The 23,680-nt window shown below is 60.1% G+C and carries 19 protein-coding genes; 3 read left to right on the forward strand and 16 right to left on the reverse strand.

Going from position 1 to position 23,680, the window contains the following annotated elements; translation table 11 throughout:
• Positions 1-292: 292 nt before the first annotated feature.
• The 4 genes from AC1EJZ_RS09610 to AC1EJZ_RS09625 form a co-directional block, all read right to left on the reverse strand.
• A complete protein-coding gene (locus AC1EJZ_RS09610; RefSeq protein WP_307876266.1) occupies positions 293-676 on the reverse strand; it encodes a cupin domain-containing protein in 384 nt (127 codons plus the stop codon).
• Between the two features lie 274 nt (positions 677-950).
• Complete coding sequence (guaB, locus tag AC1EJZ_RS09615; RefSeq protein WP_092649129.1) at positions 951-2,471, reverse strand: IMP dehydrogenase; 1,521 nt, start codon at positions 2,469-2,471, stop codon at positions 951-953.
• 233 nt (positions 2,472-2,704) lie between these two features.
• Positions 2,705-4,066: an AGE family epimerase/isomerase gene (locus tag AC1EJZ_RS09620; RefSeq protein ID WP_074026199.1), complete on the reverse strand. Its 1,362-nt coding sequence runs from the start codon at positions 4,064-4,066 to the stop codon at positions 2,705-2,707.
• A 109-nt stretch (positions 4,067-4,175) separates the two neighbouring features.
• On the reverse strand, positions 4,176-5,273 hold the full coding sequence (locus AC1EJZ_RS09625; RefSeq protein WP_480294740.1) for a MerR family transcriptional regulator: 1,098 nt from the start codon (positions 5,271-5,273) through the stop codon (positions 4,176-4,178).
• Between the two features lie 397 nt (positions 5,274-5,670).
• Here AC1EJZ_RS09625 and AC1EJZ_RS09630 point away from each other — a divergent pair, with 397 nt between their 5' ends.
• Positions 5,671-5,961, forward strand: coding sequence for a WhiB family transcriptional regulator (locus AC1EJZ_RS09630; RefSeq protein ID WP_058237120.1), 291 nt, complete (start codon positions 5,671-5,673; stop codon positions 5,959-5,961).
• A 183-nt stretch (positions 5,962-6,144) separates the two neighbouring features.
• Here AC1EJZ_RS09630 and groES read toward each other — a convergent pair whose 3' ends face one another.
• Positions 6,145-6,441, reverse strand: a complete 297-nt coding sequence (groES, locus tag AC1EJZ_RS09635; RefSeq protein WP_058237849.1) for a co-chaperone GroES — start codon at positions 6,439-6,441, stop codon at positions 6,145-6,147.
• A 685-nt stretch (positions 6,442-7,126) separates the two neighbouring features.
• On the opposite strand from groES, the gene AC1EJZ_RS09640 reads away from it, so the two are divergent.
• Positions 7,127-8,440 (forward strand): class I SAM-dependent methyltransferase, encoded by a 1,314-nt coding sequence (locus AC1EJZ_RS09640; protein ID WP_480294742.1) that lies wholly within the window; start codon positions 7,127-7,129, stop codon positions 8,438-8,440.
• Positions 8,441-8,460: 20 nt separating this feature from the next.
• Here AC1EJZ_RS09640 and AC1EJZ_RS09645 read toward each other — a convergent pair whose 3' ends face one another.
• Entirely contained in the window at positions 8,461-9,717 is a 1,257-nt protein-coding gene (locus AC1EJZ_RS09645; RefSeq protein ID WP_480294744.1) for a hypothetical protein, read from the reverse strand.
• Between the two features lie 667 nt (positions 9,718-10,384).
• Here AC1EJZ_RS09645 and AC1EJZ_RS09650 point away from each other — a divergent pair.
• Positions 10,385-11,593 carry a glutamate--cysteine ligase gene (locus tag AC1EJZ_RS09650; protein WP_070726989.1) on the forward strand — a complete coding sequence of 403 codons (1,209 nt, stop codon included), beginning with the start codon at positions 10,385-10,387 and terminating at the stop codon, positions 11,591-11,593.
• 60 nt (positions 11,594-11,653) lie between these two features.
• On the opposite strand, the gene tsaD is transcribed toward AC1EJZ_RS09650, so the two are convergent.
• The 10 genes from tsaD to AC1EJZ_RS09700 all read right to left on the reverse strand — a co-directional run bounded on the left by tsaD (position 11,654) and on the right by AC1EJZ_RS09700 (position 23,664).
• The gene (gene tsaD, locus AC1EJZ_RS09655) at positions 11,654-12,766 is read right to left on the reverse strand and encodes a tRNA (adenosine(37)-N6)-threonylcarbamoyltransferase complex transferase subunit TsaD (protein ID WP_480294745.1); all 1,113 of its coding nucleotides are present in this window, start codon (positions 12,764-12,766) and stop codon (positions 11,654-11,656) included.
• A gap of 77 nt (positions 12,767-12,843) precedes the next feature.
• On the reverse strand, positions 12,844-14,262 hold the full coding sequence (locus tag AC1EJZ_RS09660; protein WP_157886382.1) for a D-alanyl-D-alanine carboxypeptidase family protein: 1,419 nt from the start codon (positions 14,260-14,262) through the stop codon (positions 12,844-12,846).
• Positions 14,263-14,936: 674 nt separating this feature from the next.
• Positions 14,937-15,680, reverse strand: a complete 744-nt coding sequence (locus AC1EJZ_RS09665; RefSeq protein ID WP_058237125.1) for a succinate dehydrogenase/fumarate reductase iron-sulfur subunit — start codon at positions 15,678-15,680, stop codon at positions 14,937-14,939.
• Positions 15,677-17,656 (reverse strand): fumarate reductase/succinate dehydrogenase flavoprotein subunit, encoded by a 1,980-nt coding sequence (locus AC1EJZ_RS09670; RefSeq protein WP_480294747.1) that lies wholly within the window; start codon positions 17,654-17,656, stop codon positions 15,677-15,679. Before AC1EJZ_RS09670 ends, AC1EJZ_RS09665 begins: the two co-directional genes overlap by 4 nt.
• Positions 17,657-17,677: 21 nt before the next feature.
• A complete protein-coding gene (locus AC1EJZ_RS09675) occupies positions 17,678-18,379 on the reverse strand; it encodes a succinate dehydrogenase cytochrome b subunit (protein WP_058237127.1) in 702 nt (233 codons plus the stop codon).
• 199 nt (positions 18,380-18,578) lie between these two features.
• A complete protein-coding gene (gene rimI / locus AC1EJZ_RS09680) occupies positions 18,579-19,112 on the reverse strand; it encodes a ribosomal protein S18-alanine N-acetyltransferase (RefSeq protein ID WP_227469332.1) in 534 nt (177 codons plus the stop codon).
• Entirely contained in the window at positions 19,113-19,808 is a 696-nt protein-coding gene (gene tsaB / locus AC1EJZ_RS09685) for a tRNA (adenosine(37)-N6)-threonylcarbamoyltransferase complex dimerization subunit type 1 TsaB (protein ID WP_480294748.1), read from the reverse strand.
• Complete coding sequence (gene tsaE, locus AC1EJZ_RS09690) at positions 19,801-20,499, reverse strand: tRNA (adenosine(37)-N6)-threonylcarbamoyltransferase complex ATPase subunit type 1 TsaE (RefSeq protein ID WP_480294749.1); 699 nt, start codon at positions 20,497-20,499, stop codon at positions 19,801-19,803. The genes tsaB and tsaE overlap by 8 nt, the downstream gene beginning before the upstream one ends.
• A 15-nt stretch (positions 20,500-20,514) precedes the next feature.
• On the reverse strand, positions 20,515-21,810 hold the full coding sequence (gene alr / locus AC1EJZ_RS09695; protein WP_227469333.1) for an alanine racemase: 1,296 nt from the start codon (positions 21,808-21,810) through the stop codon (positions 20,515-20,517).
• A 75-nt stretch (positions 21,811-21,885) separates the two neighbouring features.
• The gene (locus tag AC1EJZ_RS09700) at positions 21,886-23,664 is read right to left on the reverse strand and encodes an NAD(P)H-hydrate epimerase (protein ID WP_480294751.1); all 1,779 of its coding nucleotides are present in this window, start codon (positions 23,662-23,664) and stop codon (positions 21,886-21,888) included.
• Positions 23,665-23,680: the final 16 nt, after the last annotated feature.

Raw genomic sequence — 23,680 nt, forward strand, 5'->3', positions numbered from 1 at the left:
GCATTCCCACAGGTCACAAGCCCACCCACCCAACCACACGCACCGCCCACAGCCTCACAACGAACCTACCGCCACGCCAAATCGAACCTCGGGGACGAAAAGAAAAAGGGGATGCGCATGAGATATCCGGCCGTGCAGGTATTGTTCGGCCCGCGCCTTTCCCGTGCAGGTATTGTCGCGCCTGCGTCCTTCCCGCGCCAGTCTTGCTCGGCCTGTGTCTATCCCGTGCCGGCCTTTTCCGGCCTGCAACGCGCCGGTCTAACCCGACCTTTATATTTCTCCCGCGCGTGCCTTACTCGTGGTCGTCGGTGAAAAGGATCAGCGCAATGAACACAAGCGGCTCATCACCGGTGTTCTCGATGCCATGTCGATGATGATCAGGCACAACAGTCAGATCGCCGGCCGCGACCTCAAACGTCTCATCATCAACCGCATACGTCCCGCGCCCAGCCAGAATGTAGTAGAACTCGGACTCACCCTGATGGTCATGCACTCCGATCGACTCACCCGGCTGCAGCGTGATCTCGGAGAACATCCGGCCACGCCCAAACATCTCCTCAGGCTTCAAAATGTGAGTCAGGTGCACCGTGCCTGCGCCGTCCCGCATGTGTTCGCGCGCCTCGCGCTGCATATCAGCATTACGTCGAAGAACGAAGGTGTCGTGCGTGGTCATCATGAGCTCCTTTGGCTGATCTCTACGCGGAAAAACGCCTCTCATAGGACGTTATACCGAGCTTACAGCCGCCCGCCCTTCTACGACCAGATATCATCCAGCGCTGCCCATGAGCACGTACGATATAGACAAGCGAGAGCCACCCTCGTCGCTCATCTCATGACGAATGGACGAGGGTGGCCCAGGCACTGTCGCGTCGGTGCGCGGACAGGCACCCCTTCACGCGCGCAACGCAGCACGGTACGCAATAGCTGCGTCGGTGCGCGACCAGGTAAAACTACTTTCCGGCTCCGTGATAGTTCGGCGCCTCAGTGGTCATTTCCACGTCGTGCGGGTGAGATTCACGCAGGCCGGCGGAGGTGATACGCACGAAACGTCCGTTCTGCTTCAAGTCGTCCAACGTATGAGCACCCAGGTAGAACATGGTTTGGTGCAGGCCACCGATCAGCTGGTAGACGACCGCGGCGAGTGAACCGGTGTACGGCACCTGTCCCTCAATACCTTCGGGCACAATCTGATCATCAGATGTCACATCGGCCTGGAAGTAGCGGTCCTTCGAGTAGGAACGTTTGCCGCGCGAACTCATTGCTCCAAGAGAGCCCATGCCGCGGTAACGCTTGTACTGCTTACCGTTTGTGAAGACCAGCTCACCGGGCGACTCCTCGCAACCGGCAAGCAGGGAACCAAGCATGACCGTGTCAGCTCCCGCTACCAGCGCCTTACCGATATCGCCTGAGTACTGAAGACCGCCATCGGCAATGAGCGGAACTCCAGCTGGGCGGCAGGCCTGTGCAGCGAGGTGGATCGCGGTGACCTGAGGAACGCCCACGCCTGCCACCACACGGGTAGTGCAGATCGAACCGGGGCCAACGCCCACCTTGACAGCGTCCACACCTGCGTCAATCAGAGCCTGAGCTCCTTCGGTGGTCGCAACGTTTCCGCCGATCACATCCACGCCGTCGAAACGAGAGTCTGACTTGATACGGTGCACCATCTCAAGTTCGAGTTCGGCTCCACCATTGGCGGTGTCAACAACCAGCACATCAACACCGGCTTCAGCCAGAGCCACCGCGCGATCCCACGCGTCGCCCCAGAAACCAATCGCAGCGCCCACAACCAGCCGGCCACGATCGTCCTTCGTCGCATTCGGGTACTGTTCGGTCTTGACGAAGTCTTTCACCGTAATCAAGCCGGTCAGGTGGCCTTCGTCGTCAACGAGCGGAAGCTTCTCGATTCGATGATCAGCCAGCAGCTGCTTGGCGTCCTCACGCGAGATTCCAACCTTGCCGGTGATGAGGCGCTCACGCGGTGTCATGCAGTCGCGTACTGTCAACGTCGACCACTGATCCATCGGCACAAAACGCAGGTCACGGTTGGTGATAATGCCGACCACAACATTGTCGTCATCCACAACCGGCAGACCGGACACGCGGTAATGGCCGCACTTCTTGTCGAGCTCGTCAATCGTGGCGTCGGGCCCCACTGTCACGGGGTCTTCCACCATACCCGATTCCGAGCGCTTGACTTGCCGCACTTGCGAGACTTGATCCTCGATCGTCAGGTTGCGATGCAGGATGCCGATGCCGCCTTGCCGAGCCATCGCGATCGCCATGCGCGCTTCGGTGACGGTATCCATCGCGGCCGAGATCAACGGAATATGGAGGGAGATCCTCTTCGTGAGCTGCGCTCGGGTTGTCACAGAGGATGGGACAACATTTGTCAGTTCGGGAAGAAGCAGGACATCGTCGTATGTAAGACCAACGAGTTCGAACGGGTTATGTGCGTTAAAGTCTGCCATATCCAAAGTGTAGGCAAATCGGGACGACGAATCGCCCTCGATGACAATGAAAATGGTCACGGATCAGCGCGGGTGTGTGCGGATCAGCCGGGGCTGCTCTGTGCACACGTCGCAGCTCCCCGGGATCAGCTCGGGCATGCGCAGAGCAGACGCACAGGTACGAGGGGGCCGGTCGCGCCGCCAGGTCAGCAGCACAGACGAGGGAGCCGTTGCGCGTCTCCACCGCAGAACAATCAGCGATCCAGCGGTGCGAGCAACCCATCCTTGATAGCCGAAGCGAACGTCGGTGTGAGAGGCAGACGCGCAAAAATCAGCATCTGAGCCACGTGATATGCATCCGGCTTCCCGGGCCATGTGCGTGTTCCGGGAGCATTGTCCGGTGTCAGCTCGTGATACCAGCGGCCGGGAGCTTCTCGCAGGTATTCATCCACGTACGCCACCCACTGCGCATACAGTTCCTGAAGGCTGCGCGTGGTAATCGTCGGAGCCGACTCATCGCGCAGGTCACCCTCACCTCGTAAATCATTTTGACTGCGCGCACCACCCTTGTCGTTACCAGCATGCGACTTGCCGGCTGGATGCTCGGACAAGAAGGGGGCAATCGCGACAGCAGCGGAAATCGCTTCGCACATCACCCAGTGCATGCGCTCACGCACAACCGGCGTACCCTCGAAATCGGTGGTGTAGACGAAGCCGGGAGCGCCGTCTACGTCCCATCCATCAGCCACGGCGCGCTCAAACAGGCGTACTGCGCCCTCGGTCATCCACGCGATGTCGTCGCCTGGTTCGCCCTCCTGCGCCAGTGCAGCATGCGCCTGGACAAACAGGCGAGCCCACTCCAGGCCGTGACCAGGCGTCACGCCAAAGGGCCGGAAGGGGTGGGCCGGCTCATCACGGTTGTAATCCGGGATAATGCGCCAGTTCGCTGAGAAGTGCTCCGGGATTCGCCACTCGTGCTGGGAAGCCTGGTCGTAGACGAAGCGGATGATTCCGCGTGCGCGGTCAAGCCACTTGCGATCCCCTGTCGCATCCCAAGCAGACAGGAAGCACTCGGTGGTATGCATATTGGCGTTGATGCCGCGGTAGTCCTCTTTTCGAGTGAACGCCAGGTCCCACGATTCGCATACGCGGCCAAATTCCGGTTCCCACCAGTAACGCTCTTCGACCCGCAGCGCCTCATCCAAAAGTTCGTTAGCCTGCGGGATCCCCGCTGCCAGCGCGGAGGTTGCCGCCAAAACGACGAAAGCGTGCGCATAAGCTTCTTTCTTGTCGAGGGCAACTTCGTGTGTGTCAGGCGTGATCGCTGAGTACCAGCCGCCGTGCTCATCATCGTGCAGGGGGCCAAGCAACGACGCGACACCGTGCTCGACAAATTCGCGCGCACTGTCATCACCTTTGAGCGCGGCCATGGCGAACACGTGTGTCATCCGGCACGTGATCCACAGTTCAATCGGCCGGGTCGGGTCAACAACTCCGTCCGCATCCAGATAGCCGAATCCGCCATCTACGCGGCTCGCGCGTGCAAAGTCGACAATCGCGTCAAATTCTTCATCGAAACCGACCATGAGATCGGTGTTGGACCAGGGCATTTCCATTGCGGTTCTTCTTCGAGTCGGGTGCGGTTGACTATCGGTTATGACGGTGCGGGCGTTCACCGCCCTCGGCCATAGCTACATGACAGCCTAATACGGTCGGCCGTCGAGCTCATGGCGTGCGGCACAATTCGCGCATCAAAGCCACCGTCTCGTCGACGCATGCGCTCAGTGTGCGCACGCGCTGAATGCGCGCATCAACAATGTGGGGGGCGCGTTCTCCCACCAGCACGATATGCAGATCGTCTATGCGCGTGAGCTGCTCTATTAGCTCCTGCGCCCCTGATCCTTTGCCCATGACGATCACGACAGAGCAGCCCAGTTCGCGCCGATGCCTCTCAAATTGCCGTACGGCGCTGGCTGCGTCCGACAATCCGGTGAGCAAAATAGAGGTTGGCAGGCCTCTCCATTGCACATCCACCCCAACCATATGCGCGGCAATGAAGTTCGCAGGATCAGCCATAATGACCAGACGGTGATGGCACCAGGCGCTCTGCGCGTTCATGCCGGCGGATCGTGCGGAGTCATGATCGCGTGCTACAGCATCATTCGCAGCGTCGTGCATGTGAGTCTTCCCATCACGGTCACGTGGGCCGCCCTCGTCACTGTGGCAGACTTTGCCAGCATGCGGAGCGAGGGCTCGTAGCACGCGCAGCACGATCGCTGTCAACATCAGTGAGGATGCGCCGCCGGGGGTTTCGCCGGCCGGGTCGTTACGAAGCGTTTCGGTGACTGGTTCGACGAAGTCAGTGTAGGTGTGGATCAGTCCGTGCGTCGCCACTGACGCTTCGACCAGCCGGGCAACCTCCGCGAAATCATCTCGTTGCACGGCATCAAGGAGCTGGTCGGGGGACGAGGGTGGCGCCGCGGGCGCCGCCGCTGCCAGGTCTCGGGCTGAAAGCTCACGCACCGTTGCCGCTGCGTCAGATGGAGCAACTCCTGAGCGGACCAGCTCGACCATTCGGGTCAGCCGCATGATGTCATCTGCAAAATAGCGACGGTGAGCACCTGCGCGTCGGCGTGGGCCCATTCCGTAGCGGCGTTCCCATGTTCGTACCGTCGACGGGGAGATTCCCAGACGTTCGGCAACAGCTGTCACGGTGAGCGGGACGGGGCCTATTTCGGGTGGCTGGCTCGTTGACAGTGGCAGTGTGGGTGTTGCCAGTGGGGCGTGTGAGAAGTCAAATTCGCCACCGTTCGAGATGCTCACGGCCCCTCTCCTTTGGTTCTCGAGGCGCTCAGCACACTTCGCCTCGGCCCTCAGCTCTGATTCTCGCCCCACCCTCGCCTTCCTGCCACCGGAAACTTATTCACTACTTACGCAATTTCTATTCAACGAATGGCTACGAATAGGCGCGGGCCCCTCGGATCGTTCAGCTCTTAGCGTGAACAGCTGGGAATTCGCATGGAATTTTCCAGACGGTCTTGAATAAGAGCTGCACAAAAATATAGTCTTAACTCGTGGCGATAACGGGAACAGCTCAAGATCCGAACACTTCGCTCGGACCCGACGCTATTGCCTTTCATCAAAGCCGCATCAGCGGACTCAGAAACACTCTTCCGTTTCCCCTGAGAACCTATGCGCTAAAAGTCAGTGAGGAGCTCTAATGACCGATGTGTCACGCCTACCAGGCCCAATGATGGACGTGTGGGAATGGCAGTACGACGGTGCGTGCCGAGACATGGACACCGAGATGTTCTTCCATCCCGAAGGTGAGCGTGGTGCTGCCAGGCGGCGTCGCGCAGCAAACGCGAAAGCAGTGTGCGCTACCTGTCCCGTCATCGAGCAGTGCCGACAGCACGCACTTGCTTCTCAGGAACCCTATGGTATTTGGGGTGGCATGACCGAAGAGGAACGTCGCGAGATCGTCCAGCGTAAACGTCGCCGCGTGTCCTGATCAGGTCGCTGGCATGCCGGTCTCTTGGAGGAAATCGGCTGCCTATCTCCCGGATAAGGTCGGTGCCTACCTGAAAGTCCCGCTTAGACACACGCCTTACAGGTCAATCTGATACATGCTTTAAAACAGTGGTGGGGTCCTGCAGCTCAGCTGCAGAACCCCACCACTTACTTGTCAGTTGGCTCAGTGCTCGACAATTGCCAGCACGTCACGAGCAGACAGGATCTGGTATTCCTCACCGTCGTACTTGACCTCGGTGCCACCATAGCGGCTGTAGATAACCGAGTCGCCAACCTTCACGTCCATCGGAACACGGTTGCCGTTGTCGTCAATGCGGCCCGGACCCACGGCGATCACTTCGCCTTCCTGCGGCTTTTCCTTGGCGGTATCAGGAATAACCAGACCGGAAGCGGTGGTACGTTCCGCTTCGAGCTGACGGATCACGATACGATCCTCGAGCGGCTTAATGGAGATCGACACTTCGTTGACTCCCTTTCTCATTCGAACAGGTTCATGGTCGCCTCCTCACGCCTGCCGTCGCGGGGGCCAGGGTCTGGAGACATTCATTGTTGCGCGAAGCTGGATAGGGATCCGAACTTCACGTATGCATCTATTTTAAAGCTCAGTTGGCACTCTGACAATCCGAGTGCCAAAATACCGTGTCCCATGGCCTAGCGCGTGGCCTGGGGCGCGCAGATCTCAGTGGATTGCCTCCACACCGACCAGCTCTTGCCATCCCTCCTCCCCCCCTGTTCCCCAGGTTCGAACTCGGCACTGTTTCATCGGCACAACAGACACACGGCTTAATAAATCCGCTGGTCAGAGACTTGTCACGAAGCAACGTCCCCCTCGTAGATCACCGAAATCGAACCTCGGGACTTAAGGGGGACGTCGGGCCACAGGGTGTGTCGTTGAGATCGAACCTCGGGATCGGGCGTCGGGGATGAAGAGCTGAGGGTATTCGCGAGTGCGCTACACCCAACCTAATACGGCATAAGTTGGCACGTCAGAGCCCAGGAAGACACGTATCTCGTCGCATTTGCCAGTGACATTTACTCCTCAGCGCGCATTCGCACAGGCAACAACGTCTCGCGCTCCAGCATTGGTGAGCCACGCCAGCGAGGGCGGCACTCGTTCTGCCCTTTATACATGTCAGGATAGGAGCGTGGTTTATTCGGATGCATCGCAAGTTTTCGGCGAGTTGATCAGCGGGGACGGCAAGAAACTCCTCTCCGAGATCACAGGTTTCCTGCCTGAAGGCCTCACCGTGCGCACCGCTCAGCCGCACCTCAACACGCTCAATGCCAAGCTTCGATCCCGAGGATACGCGCCGGATCTGATCTCAGCGGCACTGACTTTGACGAGCCTACGAATCCAGGGCAAAGCGAAATTCGGTGAAGCAGCAGCCGATATGTTTTTTACTCGTGACGGGCTCGAACAGGCCACGCGCGGTGTCATTGCCGAACGCCACGCGGCGGCATTTGTACAGGCAGGGGCGCATGCAGTGGCGGACCTTGGGTGCGGGATCGGTTCGGATTCGCGAGCCTTCGCCCAAGCGGGATTAGGAGTTGAAGCCGTCGAACTGGACGCAACGACCGCAGCCGTGGCCACCGCCAATCTCTCGAGTTACCCCACTGCACGCGTGCGGGTTGCTGACGTGACAGCGCTCGATATCGACACACTGCGCACAGACGGCGTGGATGCTCTCTTCGTTGACCCCTCCAGGAGGACCGGCGCTGCACGCGGTTCGCAACGCATTTACGATCCGGAACAGTGGTCTCCGCCCTTGTCACAGGCGATTTCCTGGGCCAAGACAATCGGTCGTGTCGCCATCAAAGTTGCTCCGGGAATCGAGCATGCCACGCTGCCGCCAACCTGGCATGCGCAGTGGACCAGCGTCGACGGGGAACTAGTCGAAGCACTGCTCTACTCCCCCGCGATGGGGCTGCCAGCGGGCCGCTCCGCTTGTGTCATGCGGAGCGCTGCTTCCGGCACAGTGTTTTCGACGCTGATTGACGAGGGAGCCCGCGGAAACTGCGCTGCACGCGTTGCGCAGGCACCTGTCGGTGTCCTTGGCTCGATGCTCACTGAGCCCGATCCTGCAGTGATCCGGTCCGGAGGAATCGCCACGTTGGCCGAGCAATTCGGTGCACACCTCATTTCCGGTTCGATTGCTTACCTCACCGCAGACTCGCTACCCGCTGCCGAATGGTGGACACGGTTTGAGGTGTGCTCGGTGGTTCCTCTGCGCATGAAAGCCATCAAGAAGGCGCTTCGCGAATTCGACCCCAGCTCGGTTGAAATCAAGAAGCGCGGTGCTTCAATCGATACCGGAGCAATGCAGCGCGCTTTAGCCTCGGCGCTTTCTTCCGACTCGGATGGCGGTGAGATGACCGTTTTCGCAACACGGCTTGGCGACACTCACCGTGCAATCCTCACCCGTCGACTCGATCATGCAGGAAACCGCACTTCTCATTAGGTTCTGACCGCGTCATTCCTCTAGGCTCTGACCGCGTCATTGCTCACCTGACGCCTGGGGCGTCCACCTCGTTTCACTGTCTCGTATAGCCGAGACCGTTGCTCCACAGCGGCCCATACTTTGCCGATTACATGGTCGGGGTGGAAGAGATCCGACCAGGTCACACGCACGACGATCCACCCTCGTTTTTCGAGGATGTGCTGGCGCCGCATTTGCTGAGCATAGGAATCTGATACTTCAAAGCGGTTGTCTCCGTACTTGGCATAGCCGTCGAACTCAATGGCGACTTTGGCTTTTTCGAGTGCCACGTCAATGTAGAAGCATCCGCCGAGTCGATCGGCAGGTGAGCGTACTTGGGTGGTCAGACCCGTACAGCCGCCAGATTTCAACACCCACATAAGGGCCGCTTCACCAGTTGATTCGCATCCGGCATCACTATGCCTGCATATCCACTCGGCCCAGCGTCTGCGGCGAAACCCTTTCGGAAGCTGTCGAATCGCTCGTAGCCACGTCTCACGCACACGGCCTTCCTGCTTGCGCGAACGGTGCTCGACGCTCCGCTTGAACCCCGACGTCCGATTCAGCGCACCGCACATCATCGCGAATGCGCACGGCAGAGGCGCCGTGAGAGCTGCCGTCAGGGCTGTTGCGTTCACCGATGTGCACCGCAAAATCACGCACCGAGGCGAGCGACGGTGGCCACTTGGCAGCGCACGCCCCATCTGAAGGTCCAGCTGACGCGGTCTTTCGCTCATGAAGGACCGCGAAGAGTGTCGTCGGATCCGCGCCATTTTCACATGGACCGTCTGCCGCTGCGAACCTTCGCGTGCCAGCGACGCTGTCACCGATTCGCCACTGCGCTGCTCCCACCAGTAGATCACCCCTCCCTGGGTCCTGCACGATTCCAATCGAATCGTTCGCATGGTCGGAACAGCTTTTCCAGGTCGTGTGGGCACCAGCAGATGGACATCGCCGCTGAGTTCATATGTATACAAGCCGTGCACCAGTGCAGCCGATTCTCCAATCACGACTGCATCTCGGTAGGTCATGGCAGCTGCAATGATCCGCGACAGCTCAATGATTCGCCGTATTTTCCACGGCTCTGCAATGCCATCGAAAACGCCGGTCGACAGGTAAATTCCGCGCACGATCTGAATCAGTAAGCGCCCAGTTTCTGCCGCTACCTGCTTCGGGCGCTGCCGTCTCGACGTCTTGGCCATGTACCGTGCAACCCACCGCAGCGTTGGTGGACCGTGGCCGCCGTTGACTGACTCCATCGAGCCCTTCCTTTCACATTCGCGCATTCTGAGGCCGCCGCGTTGCCCGCTCCCCCCTCGTCGATTGAGCCAGTATGCGAGAGTACGGGCACGGATGCTCAGCGGTCGCAAGCATCTGTGGAATCCGGCCATCGACGAGGCAGACCTGTGGACAAGCGGGCGCACTGCCGTCTTTCAACTGCCACTCCTGCCCTACTGACCTCTTCACTTCATCCCCGAGGTTCGAATTCGAAGCAGTTATTCACGCATTCTCAGGTATTTCCGGACGAAACCGCAGGTCACAGCCATCCACCCTCTTCGTTCACCTCGAAAATCCCGTCGAATTCGAACCTCGGGGATGGGGAGGAAGGTGGCGCAAGAAGAAACAAGCGTAGTATCAACGGATCGAGGAGTCGCCGAACGCGAGCAGCCCCTGCCTGAATGCAATTGCCGCAACCGCGCCAAGCAGCCAGCTGCTCAACATCGACCCCACCCACGCGCCCGATCGCGATTGACGAAATTCGCCGAGTTGTCGCGCGCGCAGCCTTTCAGACTGAGACAATGATCCAGTTACTAATTCGCATGAGCGCGAGCACAACAGCCGGTGCGCACGGACATCCCTTCAACCAAAACCAGCCGCACCAGCCACCACCCGCCCACGCGTTTCATCCACCGAAAGGCCGAGAACATGCACCTCACGTTCTCCTCGTCCGAACGATCCACCATTGGCGTTGAATGGGAACTCCAGCTCATTGACAAGGATTCCAACGATCTGCGCCAGGCTGCCAACGCCATTCTGGACGCACCCGAAGCTCAGGTCGACGGCAAACTTCACCCCCACATTCAACGCGAGATGCTGCTCAACACCATCGAGATCACATCCGGAGCCCGGCACACGGTCGGTGAATGCATGCGCGACATCACCGAGACGATCGAGCTTCTCCGACCGGTCACGGACCGCCTGCGCATCGAACTCGGCAGCGCCGGAACCCACCCGTTCGCCTCTCCAGCTTTCCAGCGCGTCACTGACTCAGAGCGCTACGCAGAGCTGGTTGAACGCACACAGTACTGGGGTCGTCAGATGCTCCTGTACGGCATCCACGTCCACGTCGGCGTCGAGTCGCGAGACAAAGTGCTCCCGCTTCAATCAGCCCTCGCCTCGCGCCTAGGACATATGCAGTCACTCGCAGCATCCTCGCCCTTCTGGTCAGGACGCGACACCGGGTACGCCTCGAACCGCGCGATGGTTTTCCAGCAACTTCCCACGGCCGGCATCCCTCAACAGTTCGAACAGTGGGACCAGCTGGAAAAGTACGCCGCAGACATGATTCGCACCGGCATCATCGATGGTTTTGATGAGGTGCGCTGGGACGTGCGCCCCTCCCCCAAGCTCGGCACCGTGGAGAACCGCGTCTTCGATGCCGCCACCAACGCGACGGAGGTCGCAGCCCTTGCAGCACTGACACACTGCCTGGTCGAATGGTATTCACGCAAACTCGACGCCGGGGAGCAGATCGAGCCTATGCCGGAGTGGTTTGTCGCTGAGAACAAGTGGCGTTCAGCGCGTTACGGGATGGAAGCGATCCTCATTTTGGATGCGCATGGCAACGAAGAATTGGTCACCGACACGGTCGTTCGCATGCTGAACGATCTGGAGCCTGTGGCGAAAGACCTCAAATGCGCTGACGAGTTGGCAAGTATTGAGAAGATCCTCAAACTCGGAGCGTCCTACCAGCGTCAACGCATCGTCGCTGAGAATGCACGGCACAACTCTCGCGAAGCGGTCACCGAGCTGCTGCTCGCCGAGATGCGTGCCGGCCGCCCGCTTAACCCGCTCGAGTTCCTCAACACCCGCTCCAAGGGTGCTCCGAGCACGGACCGAGACTCCAAGAAGTAGTGTTTTTCGCCTCTCGGCGTGCTGCTGTCAGCATTGCCGAGGGCGACCTTCTGCCTCGCATCACCGGTTAGGTGAACAACATTCGTACTCGGAGACCACTGCCATGTCGGCGTTTGTCGGCGCCATCCACGTCTGAGTCAACGGCATCGCAGAATCCGGTGAAAAGTCCCAGTCCGATGGCGCCGCACCACCGGCAACGAGACGAGCTCCCAGTGCCGCGATCTGCGCCCCGTTGTCAGTGCAAAAACGCATGGGAGGCATACGCACAGTCAGCCCCGCGCCCTCGGCGCGCTCCTGGATCAGCTGGCGAAGCCGCGAGTTGGCTGAGAAACCTCCGCCGATCACAATGGTGTCGCACCCCGTATCGAGGCATGCCCTCACCGTTTTGGCGGTCAGCGAGTCATTGACCGCTTCGGAAAAGCCGGCACAGATATCTTCTGCCCGAAGCTCAGCGCCGCGAGCCTTCTCTCCCTCGACGTATCGGGCGACTGCGGTCTTCAACCCTGAGAAACTGAAATCGTAGCGGTAACGGTCCTTGTCTTTAACGGCGTGGAGGCCTCGTGGGAAACGAATGGCGTCGCGGTCTCCTTGCTGAGACAGGCGATCCACGTGCGGCCCTCCAGGGTAGGGCAGCCCGAGCAGACGGCCAACCTTGTCAAAAGCCTCACCTGCAGCGTCGTCCAGTGTGCCTCCGAGTTCACGCACACCATCGACCCAGTTCTCGACCAGCAGGATGTTGGAGTGTCCGCCCGAGACAACAAGACCGATAAAGCGCTCCGGCAGAGGACCTTCAGCCAGCCCGTCTACCGCCATATGCCCGATGACATGGTTGACTCCGTACAGTGGCTTACCGAGTGCCAATGCCAGCGATTTTGCCGCGCAGATTCCCACTGTCAGAGATCCAACCAGTCCTGGACCTGCACTGACGGCAATGGCATCTACATCGGATAGCGAGGCGCCTCCCTCGTGCAATGCACTGTCGAGGGTCGGAATGAAAGATTCCAGGTGTGCGCGTGACGCAATTTCGGGGATGATTCCGCCGTACCGAGCGTATTCGTCCATCGATGTGGCGGTGCGGTCGATCAGCAGCTCAGTTCCGCGTACCAGTGCCACACCGGTTTCGTCGCATGTCGATTCGATTCCAAGAATGAGGGGTTCAGATTCGCCAGTCACAGACGCGATTGTAGCCCCTGCGCGCCCTGATGACGATTTTGCACACCTCAACAGCGACGAGGGTGGCCGACGAAGCTCTATTTGTCGGTGATGAAAGTGTCAATGAGCAGCCTCGTATCCGCGTATCGGTCCTCATCCGTGGCTGACCCGTAGACGAAAAGAAGATACTCGTCGGAACTATCTGCTCGATAGGCGGTGACGATGTTGAACAGGTCCGGGATTGAGCCGGTTTTGACTCCGTACACATGCGGATCGTACTGCGGCTTGTCGGGGTCCAGGAAGTAGTTCGTGTTTTTCCATTGATACTCGCCCGTGGAGGTCTGAACTGACGCTGCGGGCATTGCGACAATATCGCGGAACCACTGTTTGGTCATGAGTGCGGTCACCACGCGCGAAACGTCCCGCACAGTCGATCGGTCAACGGTGTTCAGACCTGAGGGCTCGGAGATGTGCGTATCGTTGTAGCCGTGGTCCGCTAGGAATTGCGCCAGCCCCTCGACGTAGGAAGCGAGGGCGTCCTGTGGCGCAGCCTGTTCATTATTAAGCAGGTCGCGGCCGGTTCCCACGGCTATTGCATATGCCGCGTCATTGCCTGAGGGCAGCAGCAACCCCGTGAGCAGTTCGCGCAACGTGTACTCGCCCGGCACGATTCCAGCGAGTGAGGAGTTGTCGGGCGGCATCAAAAGTGTTTCCTCATCGACACTGAGAACATCGTCGAGGGAGAGCCTACTCACGGCGTATTCAACGGTGAAGAGCTTCTGAGTACTGGCAGCACTGACGGCGCGATCAATCTGTTCGGCCGCGATCAGGTCGCCGGTTTGGGCATCCATCACCTGCCAGCTCGCAGCAGTTGTAGCCACTGCAGGGTGGTCGAACGGGTCGTGCGCGATGGGCATGTTTTCAGCCGATTGCGACTGGTTGGCTGTCACGTCGACTGCTCGCGCCGGCTCGACGTTATCGTCACTGGCCGACTGGCTCGCGGCTGCTGGCGTGTTTTCCACCTGTGCACGCAGCGCACTGATGGTGGGACTGTCCCATGCCAACGCTACCGCGACAAGGATGCTGGCCAGCAGGCAAATTCCCACGCGTGTCGTCACCGTTGCGATGGTTGCACCTGCCGAATGGGAAGTGTGCGCCGGGAAGCGTTTGTGATCCGCGTACGCACTGTCACTGCCGGTCGAATCGCTTTCTTTAGGTGAGACAGGCCGAAGGGGAAATGGACCAGGCCGTTCACAGGTCGGGTCATCCCAAGGTTGCGGCGGATAGGAGGCCGGCATCTCGGAGTCTGTGCTACCTCGGAGTTGCTCACCTCCCTCGGCACTGTCCGCGCTTGTTGTGCTGGTAATGCTGGAAGAACCGTCAGGGTCGGCAGCGCTGGTCGTACCGGCGGCGGTCTTCGGATCGGTGCGAAGTGCAAGCGGATCAGGTAAAGGGCGCCGCGCTTTCCTGCCGATGCGTGTGTGTTGGCGCCCGCCCGCTGATAGGAATATCGGCATCGCCAACACCTCCGTTCGCATGCGTCACCGGCACTGCCAATGCGTCGATTGTATTATGCGTGTTCCCTGCGGCCGCGACACCACCCGGTGACGAACCGCATCCACCCGCGCCTCAAGCCCCAGACACAAGCCCCGAGCCCTGCCCCAGTCCAAGTCCTAGGGCCCCGAGCCCAATTACACGTCCCCCTGTTCTAGAGCCAGTCCAGTACAAATGCCAGCGTTCGTACCCATCCCGACCCAGTCGTATCTCACCCCAGTCCCGTCCCAGTCCCGTCCCAGTCCCGTCCCAGTCCCCCAGGTTCGAATTCGGCATCGACGAGGGCGAGTCGACGAGGCTGATCACGATAAAAGCGCTGGTCACAAGCTTCCTGCTTCGATCACACCGATTCAAACCGCGCCGAATTCGAACCTCGGGGTACGGGAGGGTGCGGCACTGACGCAGCAGGGTTGAGTTCGGCAGCATGGTTGGACCCAGCAGCATAGTTGGGTCCGAGGTCACGCAGGCTTTGCGCGCACAGAAGGGAAAGCACAGACAGCAGCGTCAGCGTAGGTGACAGGATCGAGGGCGGCAGCATGAAGGGCGGGAGCCAAGTTTTCACTTGGCTCCCGCCCCCAACTGCAAGACTCTGGCACCTGTCGGGGCTACTGCCCCATGGGTGACAGGTCCTCGAAGTTTACAACCCCTTGAACAGTGCCTTTCCGAGCTGACGGTTCAGCGTGGAGATCACATCCAACGGGATCTGCTTCGGGCAGACAGCCGCGCACTCGCCGATGTTGGTGCAAGCGCCAAAGCCTTCAGCGTCCATCTGGTTAAGCATCGCGTTGACGCGCTTGAGGTTCTCCGGCTTACCTTGCGGCAGCAGGTTCAAGTGCGTGACCTTCGCGGAGGTGAACAACATGGCCGATGCATTCGGGCATGCAGCCACACACGCACCGCAGCCAATGCAGGCAGCAGCTTCGAACGCCTTGTCTGCATCCTGCTTCGGGATCGGCGTGGCGTGCGCATCCGGCGCAGCACCCGTGTTGACGGAAATGTAGCCGCCAGCCTGGATGATGCGGTCGAAAGCAGAACGGTTCACGACCAGGTCGCGAATAACCGGGAAACCGTTGGCACGCCACGGCTCGATGGTGATGGTGTCGCCATCGTTGAAGTGACGCATGTGCAGCTGACATGTGGTCGTCACCTCGGGTCCGTGAGCGATGCCGTTGATGACCAGGCCGCACTGACCGCAGATGCCTTCACGGCAGTCCGAGTCAAATGCAATCGGTTCTTCCCCGCGTTCGAAGAGTTCTTCGTTGAGAATGTCGAGCATTTCGAGGAATGAGGATTCCTCGGATACTCCGCGGACTTCGTACTCGTGCATGGCACCGGGGTCCTCGGGCCCGTTTTGGCGCCAGATTCTTAATGTCAGGTTCACTTGTAGCTCCGCTGTTTCAGCTCGATGTTGTTGTAGATCAGATCTTCCTTGTGCAGGATTGGGGGCTGCCCCTCACCGGTCCACTCCCAAGCGGCGACGTACAGGAACTTGTCGTCGTGACGAAGTGCCTCGCCCTCGGGTGTCTGGGACTCTGCGCGGAAGTGGCCGCCACACGATTCCTCGCGGTGCAACGCATCCACGCACATGAGCTCGCCCAGCTCCATGAAGTCAGCGACGCGACCGGCGCGCTCCAGGGACTGGTTGAGTTCTCCGACTGACCGTCCGGGCACACGCACGTTTGCCCAGAAGTCCTGGCGCAACTTACGGATCATATCGATCGCCTTGCGCAGGCCTTCCTCGGTACGCTCCATGCCGCAGTATTCCCACATGATGTGGCCGAGTTCCTTGTGGAAGGAGTCCACCGAGCGGTTGCCTCCCACTGCCATCAGGCGATCGATCTTGTCCTGTGCTTCCTTCATCGCTGCCACAACGTCCGGGCTGGCCTCGTCAAGCTTCGGCAGGCCGAAAGCGCGCGCCAGGTAGTCGTTGATGGTGTTGGGCAGAACGAAGTAGCCATCTGACAAGCCCTGCATCAGTGCCGATGCACCCAGTCGGTTAGCACCGTGGTCGGAGAAGTTCGCTTCACCTGCCACGTACAGACCATCGAGGTTCGACTCGAGGTCGTAGTCAACCCACAGGCCGCCCATGGTGTAGTGCACTGCCGGGTAAATACGCATCGGAACGTCGTACGGGTTGTCACCGGTGATGCGCTCGTACATGTCGAACAGGTTGCCGTACTTGGCGCTGACGGCTTCGCGCCCCATACGCTCGATGGCTTCTGAAAAGTCCAGGTACACGCCACGGGCCACGCCTTGAATCTCAGGTCCGACACCGCGACCTTCGTCGCACATGTTCTTCGCCTGGCGCGACGCGATATCGCGGGGAACGAGGTTACCGAATGAGGGGTAGATGCGTTCGAGGTAGTAGTCGCGATCTTCCTCCGGAATCTCGCGAGGATCCTTCTTGCAGTCTTCCTTCTTTTTCGGCACCCAGATGCGACCGTCGTTTCGCAGGGATTCACTCATCAGTGTCAGCTTGGATTGCTGATCGCCATGCTGAGGAATACAGGTCGGGTGGATCTGCGTGAAGCACGGGTTCGCGAAGTATGCGCCCTTACGGTGTGCACGCCAGATGGCGGTTGCATTGCAGCCCATTGCGTTGGTTGACAGGAAGAACACGTTGCCGTATCCGCCGGTCGCCAACACGACTGCGTCAGCCACGTACGGTTCCAGCTCGCCGGTGGTCATATCGCGAGCGACGATGCCGCGAGCCTTGCCGTCAGAGACGATCAGTTCGACCATTTCATGACGTGAGTGCTCGATGACGGTTCCTGCCGCAACCTGACGCTCCAGCGCCTGGTAGGCACCGATCAGCAGCTGCTGACCTGTCTGGCCACGTGCGTAGAACGTACGGGATACCTGCACACCCCCGAAGGAGCGGTTGTCCAGAAGACCGCCGTACTCGCGTGCGAACGGCACGCCCTGCGCGACACACTGGTCAATGATGTTGGCGCTGACTTCTGCCAGTCGATACACGTTTGTTTCACGGGCGCGGTAGTCACCACCCTTGACCGTGTCGTAGAAGAGCCGGTAAACCGAGTCGTTGTCGTTGCGGTAGTTCTTTGCCGCGTTGATGCCACCCTGAGCAGCAATGGAGTGTGCTCGACGGGCGGAATCCTGATAGAAGAACACGTCGACGTGGTAGCCCATTTCGCCCAGCGACGCGGCAGCGGCGCCGCCCGCCAGACCGGTTCCCACGATGATGACGTGGAGTTTGCGTCGGTTTGCAGGGTTGACGAGGGCTGCGGAGAATTTCCGCTGCTCCCAGCATTGTGACAAGGGCACGTCCAGAGGCGCTTTCGTGTCGGCAATGGCGTCGCCCTCGCGATACAAGCCTGCTATTAATGTCTCACTCATTTTGTATCTGTGCCTTACCTACTAGGAGATCATGCCAACCGCGATGGCAACCGGAGGAGCCATGAACATGACAAAGATGAGGCCGCCAATGAGCCCTGACAGAATCACCATGACTTTGCGGGTGTTGGAGCGCACCCACCCCAGGGTTTGAAATGCCGACCAGAAGCCGTGGCTGACGTGCAGGCAGGCAGCGCCTACGAACACGACATACACCAATACCATCAACGGATTCTGGAAGGTCGCAACCATTCGCTCATAAGGCGTGCTCTCGAGGGCGAAGCCGGTGCGCACCACACCCATCGTGAAATGCAGGATGTGGAAGACGATGCCGATCAGCAGCAATACTGCCGTCACGCGCATGGTGCGTGCCGCATACGCAACTGCCGCGTCTTTCTTGACGACGTAGCGTGTGGGGCGTGCTCGGCGTGAACGCAGCCAGACGTGAGCGGCGGATGCAACGTGAATGACCAGGAAGAGGATCATTGCAGCGCGGAATACCCAGATAAATCCGCCGTAAGGGAAGATTGGAACGAACGCTTCACCCTTCAGCCAGTGGGCGTAGTGATCGTACGCCTCTTGACCGAGGAACATTTTCAGGTTGCCGTACGAGTGGAACAGCAAGAATATTACGAAGACCAGACCGGAGACCGCCATCAGTTGTTTCATGAACACTGACGTGGTCCACGCATGTCGCTTCTTCGTCACAACAGTTTTCGTGGCCATGGCTTTAGCCTATCGACCTGACACGGCCATCACGCCCAAACCGCCACCCATTTTTCCGCCCTTCCTACCTTGAGGAGGGCGTTTTTGGCTTATTTTCGCGCCTGCGTCGCCTCGCGCTACCGGCCGTTTCCGCGTTGTCACCACAGCAGCGACCGTGTGGCGCCCACTGCGAACCACGCAATTAGGCAACCCATAACTTTCAAATATGACGGAAGTCCCGGTTAGCGGCGAGTGCGCGCATCGTGATGGCATCTTCGAGCGGGTGATGGAAGTAGCGAGGGACTCGTCCCATTGCATCGAACCCTGCATTCTCATAAAGGCGCTGGGCAGCGACGTTCGACGAACGTACTTCCAGGAAAATTCGTTCAGCACCAGCCGACCAGGCGCCCTCCATGAGCCGATTGAGCAGTTCGCGCCCAATCCCTCGGCCGCGCCACGCGCGGGTCACACCGATCGTCATGATGTCGGCGTCAGGACCAATCCGCACTCCGCCGTATCCCACGGGTTCCGCCGCAGACTTCTCAGATCCGCCAGCCTGAGCGAGCAGGTACAACCGTCCGGGTGCACGCAGTTCCTGTTCGATCATGGTGCTGGTCCACGGGTCTTCGGCAAAAATGTCGCGTTCGAGGGTTTCCATGATGGCAGCGTCGCCCTCGCCCATGGGTCGAAAATTGACGAGGGGGACCTGCTCACTGGTGTCGTGCGCGGGCGCACTGTCAGGCGAATTGGCCATTTACATGCGTTCGGGACGCTGTCCGTGGATGTCGGGGCGGCGCAGGTACAGGGGCTGCGTGTCCAGTGTGTCCTCTAAGCCGCGTTCGAGGCGGGAGCGGACAATTCGGCTGGCCACGGACACATCGAAGGGAGTCACAGGCACTGTCTGGACGGCTGAAAGAGCTTCCTCAGCGAAAGACGGAAGTGTTCCGGTGGTCACCAGCATGGAGGCGCTGGCCTGCAGTTCGTTCGCCAACGTGCGCACTGGCCCCACCGTCGGCTCGGTGATGGTGGCTACATCGTCGGGACCTTGAGCTTCGTACTGTGCCCAGTACATTTCATGACGGCGAGCATCCGTCGCCACGATCACACGCTGATCTGGTGGCAAAAGGTCCAGGCCGGCTCGGGCAATCATGTCCAGGGAGCACACACCGTACAGAGGGATGCCGGCTGCGCGCGCAATGGTGCGTGCACTGACCAAGCCGGCTCGCAAACCTGTGAAGGGTGCCGGACCGGTTCCCACGATAACGGCATCGATATCGTCCGAGTTCAAAGGCCCTTCGATACCTGCTTCGGCCAGCACCTGGTGGATGAGTGGCGCAATGGATTCGGCATGGTGGCGAGCAGAGTCATTGGAGGCATACAGCGTTGGTTCACCCTCGCGGACAAGCGCGATGGCGGTAGCGCCGGAGGTGTCAATACAAAGGTCAGTCACGGTGGGATCCTACTTCGTCGTGTAAGTCAGTGGTGGGCGCGTCCAGTCCTGCGAGCGCCCGAGCCTTTTCATCCAGGTCATCGAGTACGCCAGCCCAGCGGGTTCCATGCAAAATGAAGGTCAGCGTGCGTTCGCCACTGTCAATATCTTCCAGGTCGATCACATCGTGATGCGTCTGGCCATCGGCGTGAACATCTGCCTCATCAGCCTGACAGCCGCAGTGAGCATCTGTTTGACGGCCTAAGTGAGCATCTGTGCCCTCATCGTCACCGCCGGCAGCGGTTCCTTCGGCGCGTTCGATCACGATTTCCAGCCGATCATCCGACAACTGCTCGGTCTTGCCTTCGCCCCACTCGATAACCGTGACCGTGTCTTGCGTAGTGGAGTCCAAGTCTACGGTTTCCAGATCATCCAGGTCGGTGATGCGGTAGGCATCAGCATGGACAAGGGCGAGCCCGCCCTCGTCCAACGGCGGGTGGATACGGCTGACGGTAAATGTCGGAGACGTGACGTGGCCACGCACATTCAGTCCCTGCCCAATCCCCTGCGTCAGCGTGGTTTTTCCCGCACCCAATGGGCCGTTGAGCATGATGACGTCGCCTGCGCGCAGTGTGCTGGCCAACGCTTTGCCAATGGCTCGCGTATGGTCGGCGCTGGTGACGTGAATTGTCGATTCCTGAACCTGAGTCATCTCCACGATCTTTCGTTATGGGCGTGCAGTGGCCGGGATATACACGCGGGGTACACGCGGCCCGATACGCGTCACGATTTCATAGTTGATGGTGTCTGCAACCTGAGCCCACTCGTCGGCAAGTGGAACGTCCGGCGTGTCGGGATCATCCGGGTTTCCAAACAGAATGACTCGACTGCCAACCGGTGCGGGTGGCTCATGGTATTGGCCAAGATCGGGTCCTTGTTCGCCAGGCTGGGCGTTTTCAGCGTCGCTCACCGGTCCAAGGTCGATCATGAACTGGTCCATGCAGATCCGGCCGACCGCGTGGGTACGGATGGTGCCCGTCGGGGTAATCACGCTGACTGGCCCCGCATTCGAAGCCGCGCGAGGTACTCCATCGCCGTAGCCGATCGGCACTAAACCGAGCCATCGTGGCCCAGGTGTTGTCCATGTACCTCCATAGGAGACGGCCTGATCCCCCTCGACAATCTTGATCATCTCGAGGTTTGCTTCCAGGCGCATGGCAGGCCTGAAGTGGAGGTCGCGAGCGGTGCGCTGAGCGGGGTTGGGGCTCAGACCATACAGGCCGATACCGTCGCGCACCATGTCGAAGCATGCGCGCTCATGCCACAGGATCGCGGAGGTTGCACCGACGTGGCGGATACGTGGGTGGATCCCGGCGTCGGCCAGAATCTCCAGGCCGGCGTCGAAGCGGTCCAGCTGAGTGGCAGTGGCGCTCAGTCCTTCCGGGGAGTCTTCATCGGCGCGAGCCAGATGTGTCCAGGCTGCAACGACATCAACCGTCTGGTCCTGGACACTCATCGCCAATGCTGACGCCAGGGCCGGCAGCGTTGACAGGGTGGCTCCGGCTCGGGACATTCCGGTGTCGATCTTGACGTGGACGCGTGCAGTCTTGCCGGCCTCCCGGGCACTGGCTGCCAGACGGGCGAGTGTGGACACTACCGACACGGACACGTCAATGTCATCATCTATCGCGCCGCGCCACGTGGTGTCGCTGGGGCCGAGCCACGTCAGAATATGGACGTCGTCGCGCGAGTATCCTGCCCGGTCGAGGACGGCTCGCACGCGCCGCGCCTCTGCCAGCTGGGCTGCGCCAAACCAGGTGAATCCAACGCGGGCTGCTGCCAATGTGACCTGAGCGAGCCCGTGCCCGTAGGCATCTGCCTTCACGATCGCCATGTGTTGACACGTGGGACCATCCTGGCGCAAAACGGCAGCGTTATGCTCGATGGCACCCAGGTCGATGACAGCGCGGGAGGGGTACTCTTCCACTGCGATGGAGTCACATTCACCGACTGATTCGTTCAACAACACGCCTTTAGTATTGCACTGCTGGTCGCCGGTACATATTCACGCGACTGTGCGCTGCGTTATAAGAGCTGTTCACGAGGCCGTCGGCCGTTGCAGTACAGTGCCGACGAGAGGGCTGATTGCCGCAGCAATGTCGGCTGCACCGATTGGATGTCCCCCACCGAATGTGCTGATCACCCCATGGTGTGCGCGGTCCTGGCCGATCGGTCTGCTCGGGTTCTTGGCCTCGCGGAGTTTAGCGACGTCCTCGGCATCGCTGCGCGTGTCGGATGGACTGGTACGCGTGCTGCGCGCACCGCTTGCTTGGATCCCTGCCTGCGCGTGCAGCCACACCGCAGCGCCCACTGCTCCTACGCGGCGAGCCGCTGTATCGACCGCACACTGTGGATTAGCCAGCACTGCACCGATCACGCCAGCCAGAACATCTCCTGAGCCGGCCACACCGGTCCAGCCACACGATTCAGCGTTGACCGCAAGCAGCGGTAGACCGCCCTCGTCAATCGCACAGATTACCGTTGTTGCGCCTTTGAGAACGACGGTCGCCCCACTCGCGCGCGCCAGCTCAGCTGCCCAATGAGCAGGGCAGGAGTCGATGTCAGTACGGCTGGGCGAACGGTCAGTCAGCGCATCAAGCAATGTCGCTGCCTCCCCCGCATGGGGTGTGAGCACTGCTGAGGACATGTCACATGTCTCACTCAGCTCCACCACCAGAGGTAATGCTGACGCGTCAATGACCGTCGGCAGGTGCTGGTTCAGCGTGTCAATGATGACATCTCGGGCATGGCTCAAGCGCTCGTCATCGATTCCGCATCCGACAACTACTGACTGCGCGCATCCGGTGCCGCACACGATGTCGGGAAACCTCATCAGGGCAAGGGTACGCACCGAGGCGGTCGAATCAAGGCGAATCATCCCAACACCCACGCCATGTGCGCCGCTGACGGCGAGCACTCCGGCTCCCGGGTAGGTTTCGGATCCGCTGCAGATGCTCACAACACCGCGTGTGTACTTGTGATCGAGGCGGCCAGGGGCGCGCATGCATCTTCGAGCATCCGCGCATGTCAGCACACGCACCGTCGCGTGTGGTCGGGCATCGAATTCGCCTTGAGTGTACTCGTCAGGCCGAGCAGCCCTATCGGCTTGCGAAAGGTCCCCAGCAAGTCCCCTGCCGCCACTGCCAGCTTGTTCCAGATCAGCGGCAAGGCCCAGATCCACCACGTCAATACTTCCTGCGCGGTAGCACGCAGGAGGCAGTACCAGTGGAGTCTTCAGCGCACCCATCGTGACAGTTCGCGTCGCATGAACTGCATGGGTCGGACACGCTCCATCAGCGCTCCCCACCCCTGTTGGCACATCCACCGCCACGACGAGCGCACCAGTTTTCTGCACCTGTTCATTGACGGCGTCCACGAGTCGAGCGAGCGGTTCGCGCAACGCACCCTTCAGTCCCGTTCCGCACAACCCGTCGATCCAGATGTCGGTTGGCGGTAGATCCGCGCATAGGTCCCCCTCGTCCATCGATGCGAAAATTATGCGCGCACCGGCCTGGCGTGCTGTTTCAAGGGCACGAGGGTGTGGGTGGTCCGATATGACGAGGGCGACCGCCGCGCCAACGCTTTCTGACAAGGCCACATAAGACAGGGCATACAGGGCATCTCCACCGTTGTCTCCGCCGCCAACCAACGCTGTGACCCGCACCGTTGCCCCGTCAGCCGGACACATCTCCAGCACTGCATCAGCCACGCCGCGAGCTGCCTTGCGCATGAGCCGGTCGGGGTCATCCTCGCGGCAGGCACGATCCACATGCACCGCTTCAGCTTCGCGCACAACCTCAGGTGTATAGGCTGTCACGTCATCAGCGTCATGC

This window comes from Pauljensenia sp. C0170B5 (assembly GCF_056590195.1).

What these genes read in the sequence shown, in the direction of transcription:
- AC1EJZ_RS09610 (WP_307876266.1), bottom strand. Translation starts at nt 676, where the DNA reads ATGATGACCACGCACGACACCTTCGTTCTTCGACGTAATGCTGATATG.
- guaB (WP_092649129.1), bottom strand. Translation starts at nt 2,471, where the DNA reads ATGGCAGACTTTAACGCACATAACCCGTTCGAACTCGTTGGTCTTACA.
- AC1EJZ_RS09620 (WP_074026199.1), bottom strand. Translation starts at nt 4,066, where the DNA reads ATGGAAATGCCCTGGTCCAACACCGATCTCATGGTCGGTTTCGATGAA.
- AC1EJZ_RS09630 (WP_058237120.1), top strand. Translation starts at nt 5,671, where the DNA reads ATGACCGATGTGTCACGCCTACCAGGCCCAATGATGGACGTGTGGGAA.
- AC1EJZ_RS09645 (WP_480294744.1), bottom strand. Translation starts at nt 9,717, where the DNA reads ATGGAGTCAGTCAACGGCGGCCACGGTCCACCAACGCTGCGGTGGGTT.
- AC1EJZ_RS09650 (WP_070726989.1), top strand. Translation starts at nt 10,385, where the DNA reads ATGCACCTCACGTTCTCCTCGTCCGAACGATCCACCATTGGCGTTGAA.
- AC1EJZ_RS09660 (WP_157886382.1), bottom strand. Translation starts at nt 14,262, where the DNA reads ATGCCGATATTCCTATCAGCGGGCGGGCGCCAACACACACGCATCGGC.
- AC1EJZ_RS09670 (WP_480294747.1), bottom strand. Translation starts at nt 17,656, where the DNA reads ATGAGTGAGACATTAATAGCAGGCTTGTATCGCGAGGGCGACGCCATT.
- AC1EJZ_RS09675 (WP_058237127.1), bottom strand. Translation starts at nt 18,379, where the DNA reads ATGGCCACGAAAACTGTTGTGACGAAGAAGCGACATGCGTGGACCACG.
- rimI (WP_227469332.1), bottom strand. Translation starts at nt 19,112, where the DNA reads ATGGCCAATTCGCCTGACAGTGCGCCCGCGCACGACACCAGTGAGCAG.
- tsaE (WP_480294749.1), bottom strand. Translation starts at nt 20,499, where the DNA reads ATGACTCAGGTTCAGGAATCGACAATTCACGTCACCAGCGCCGACCAT.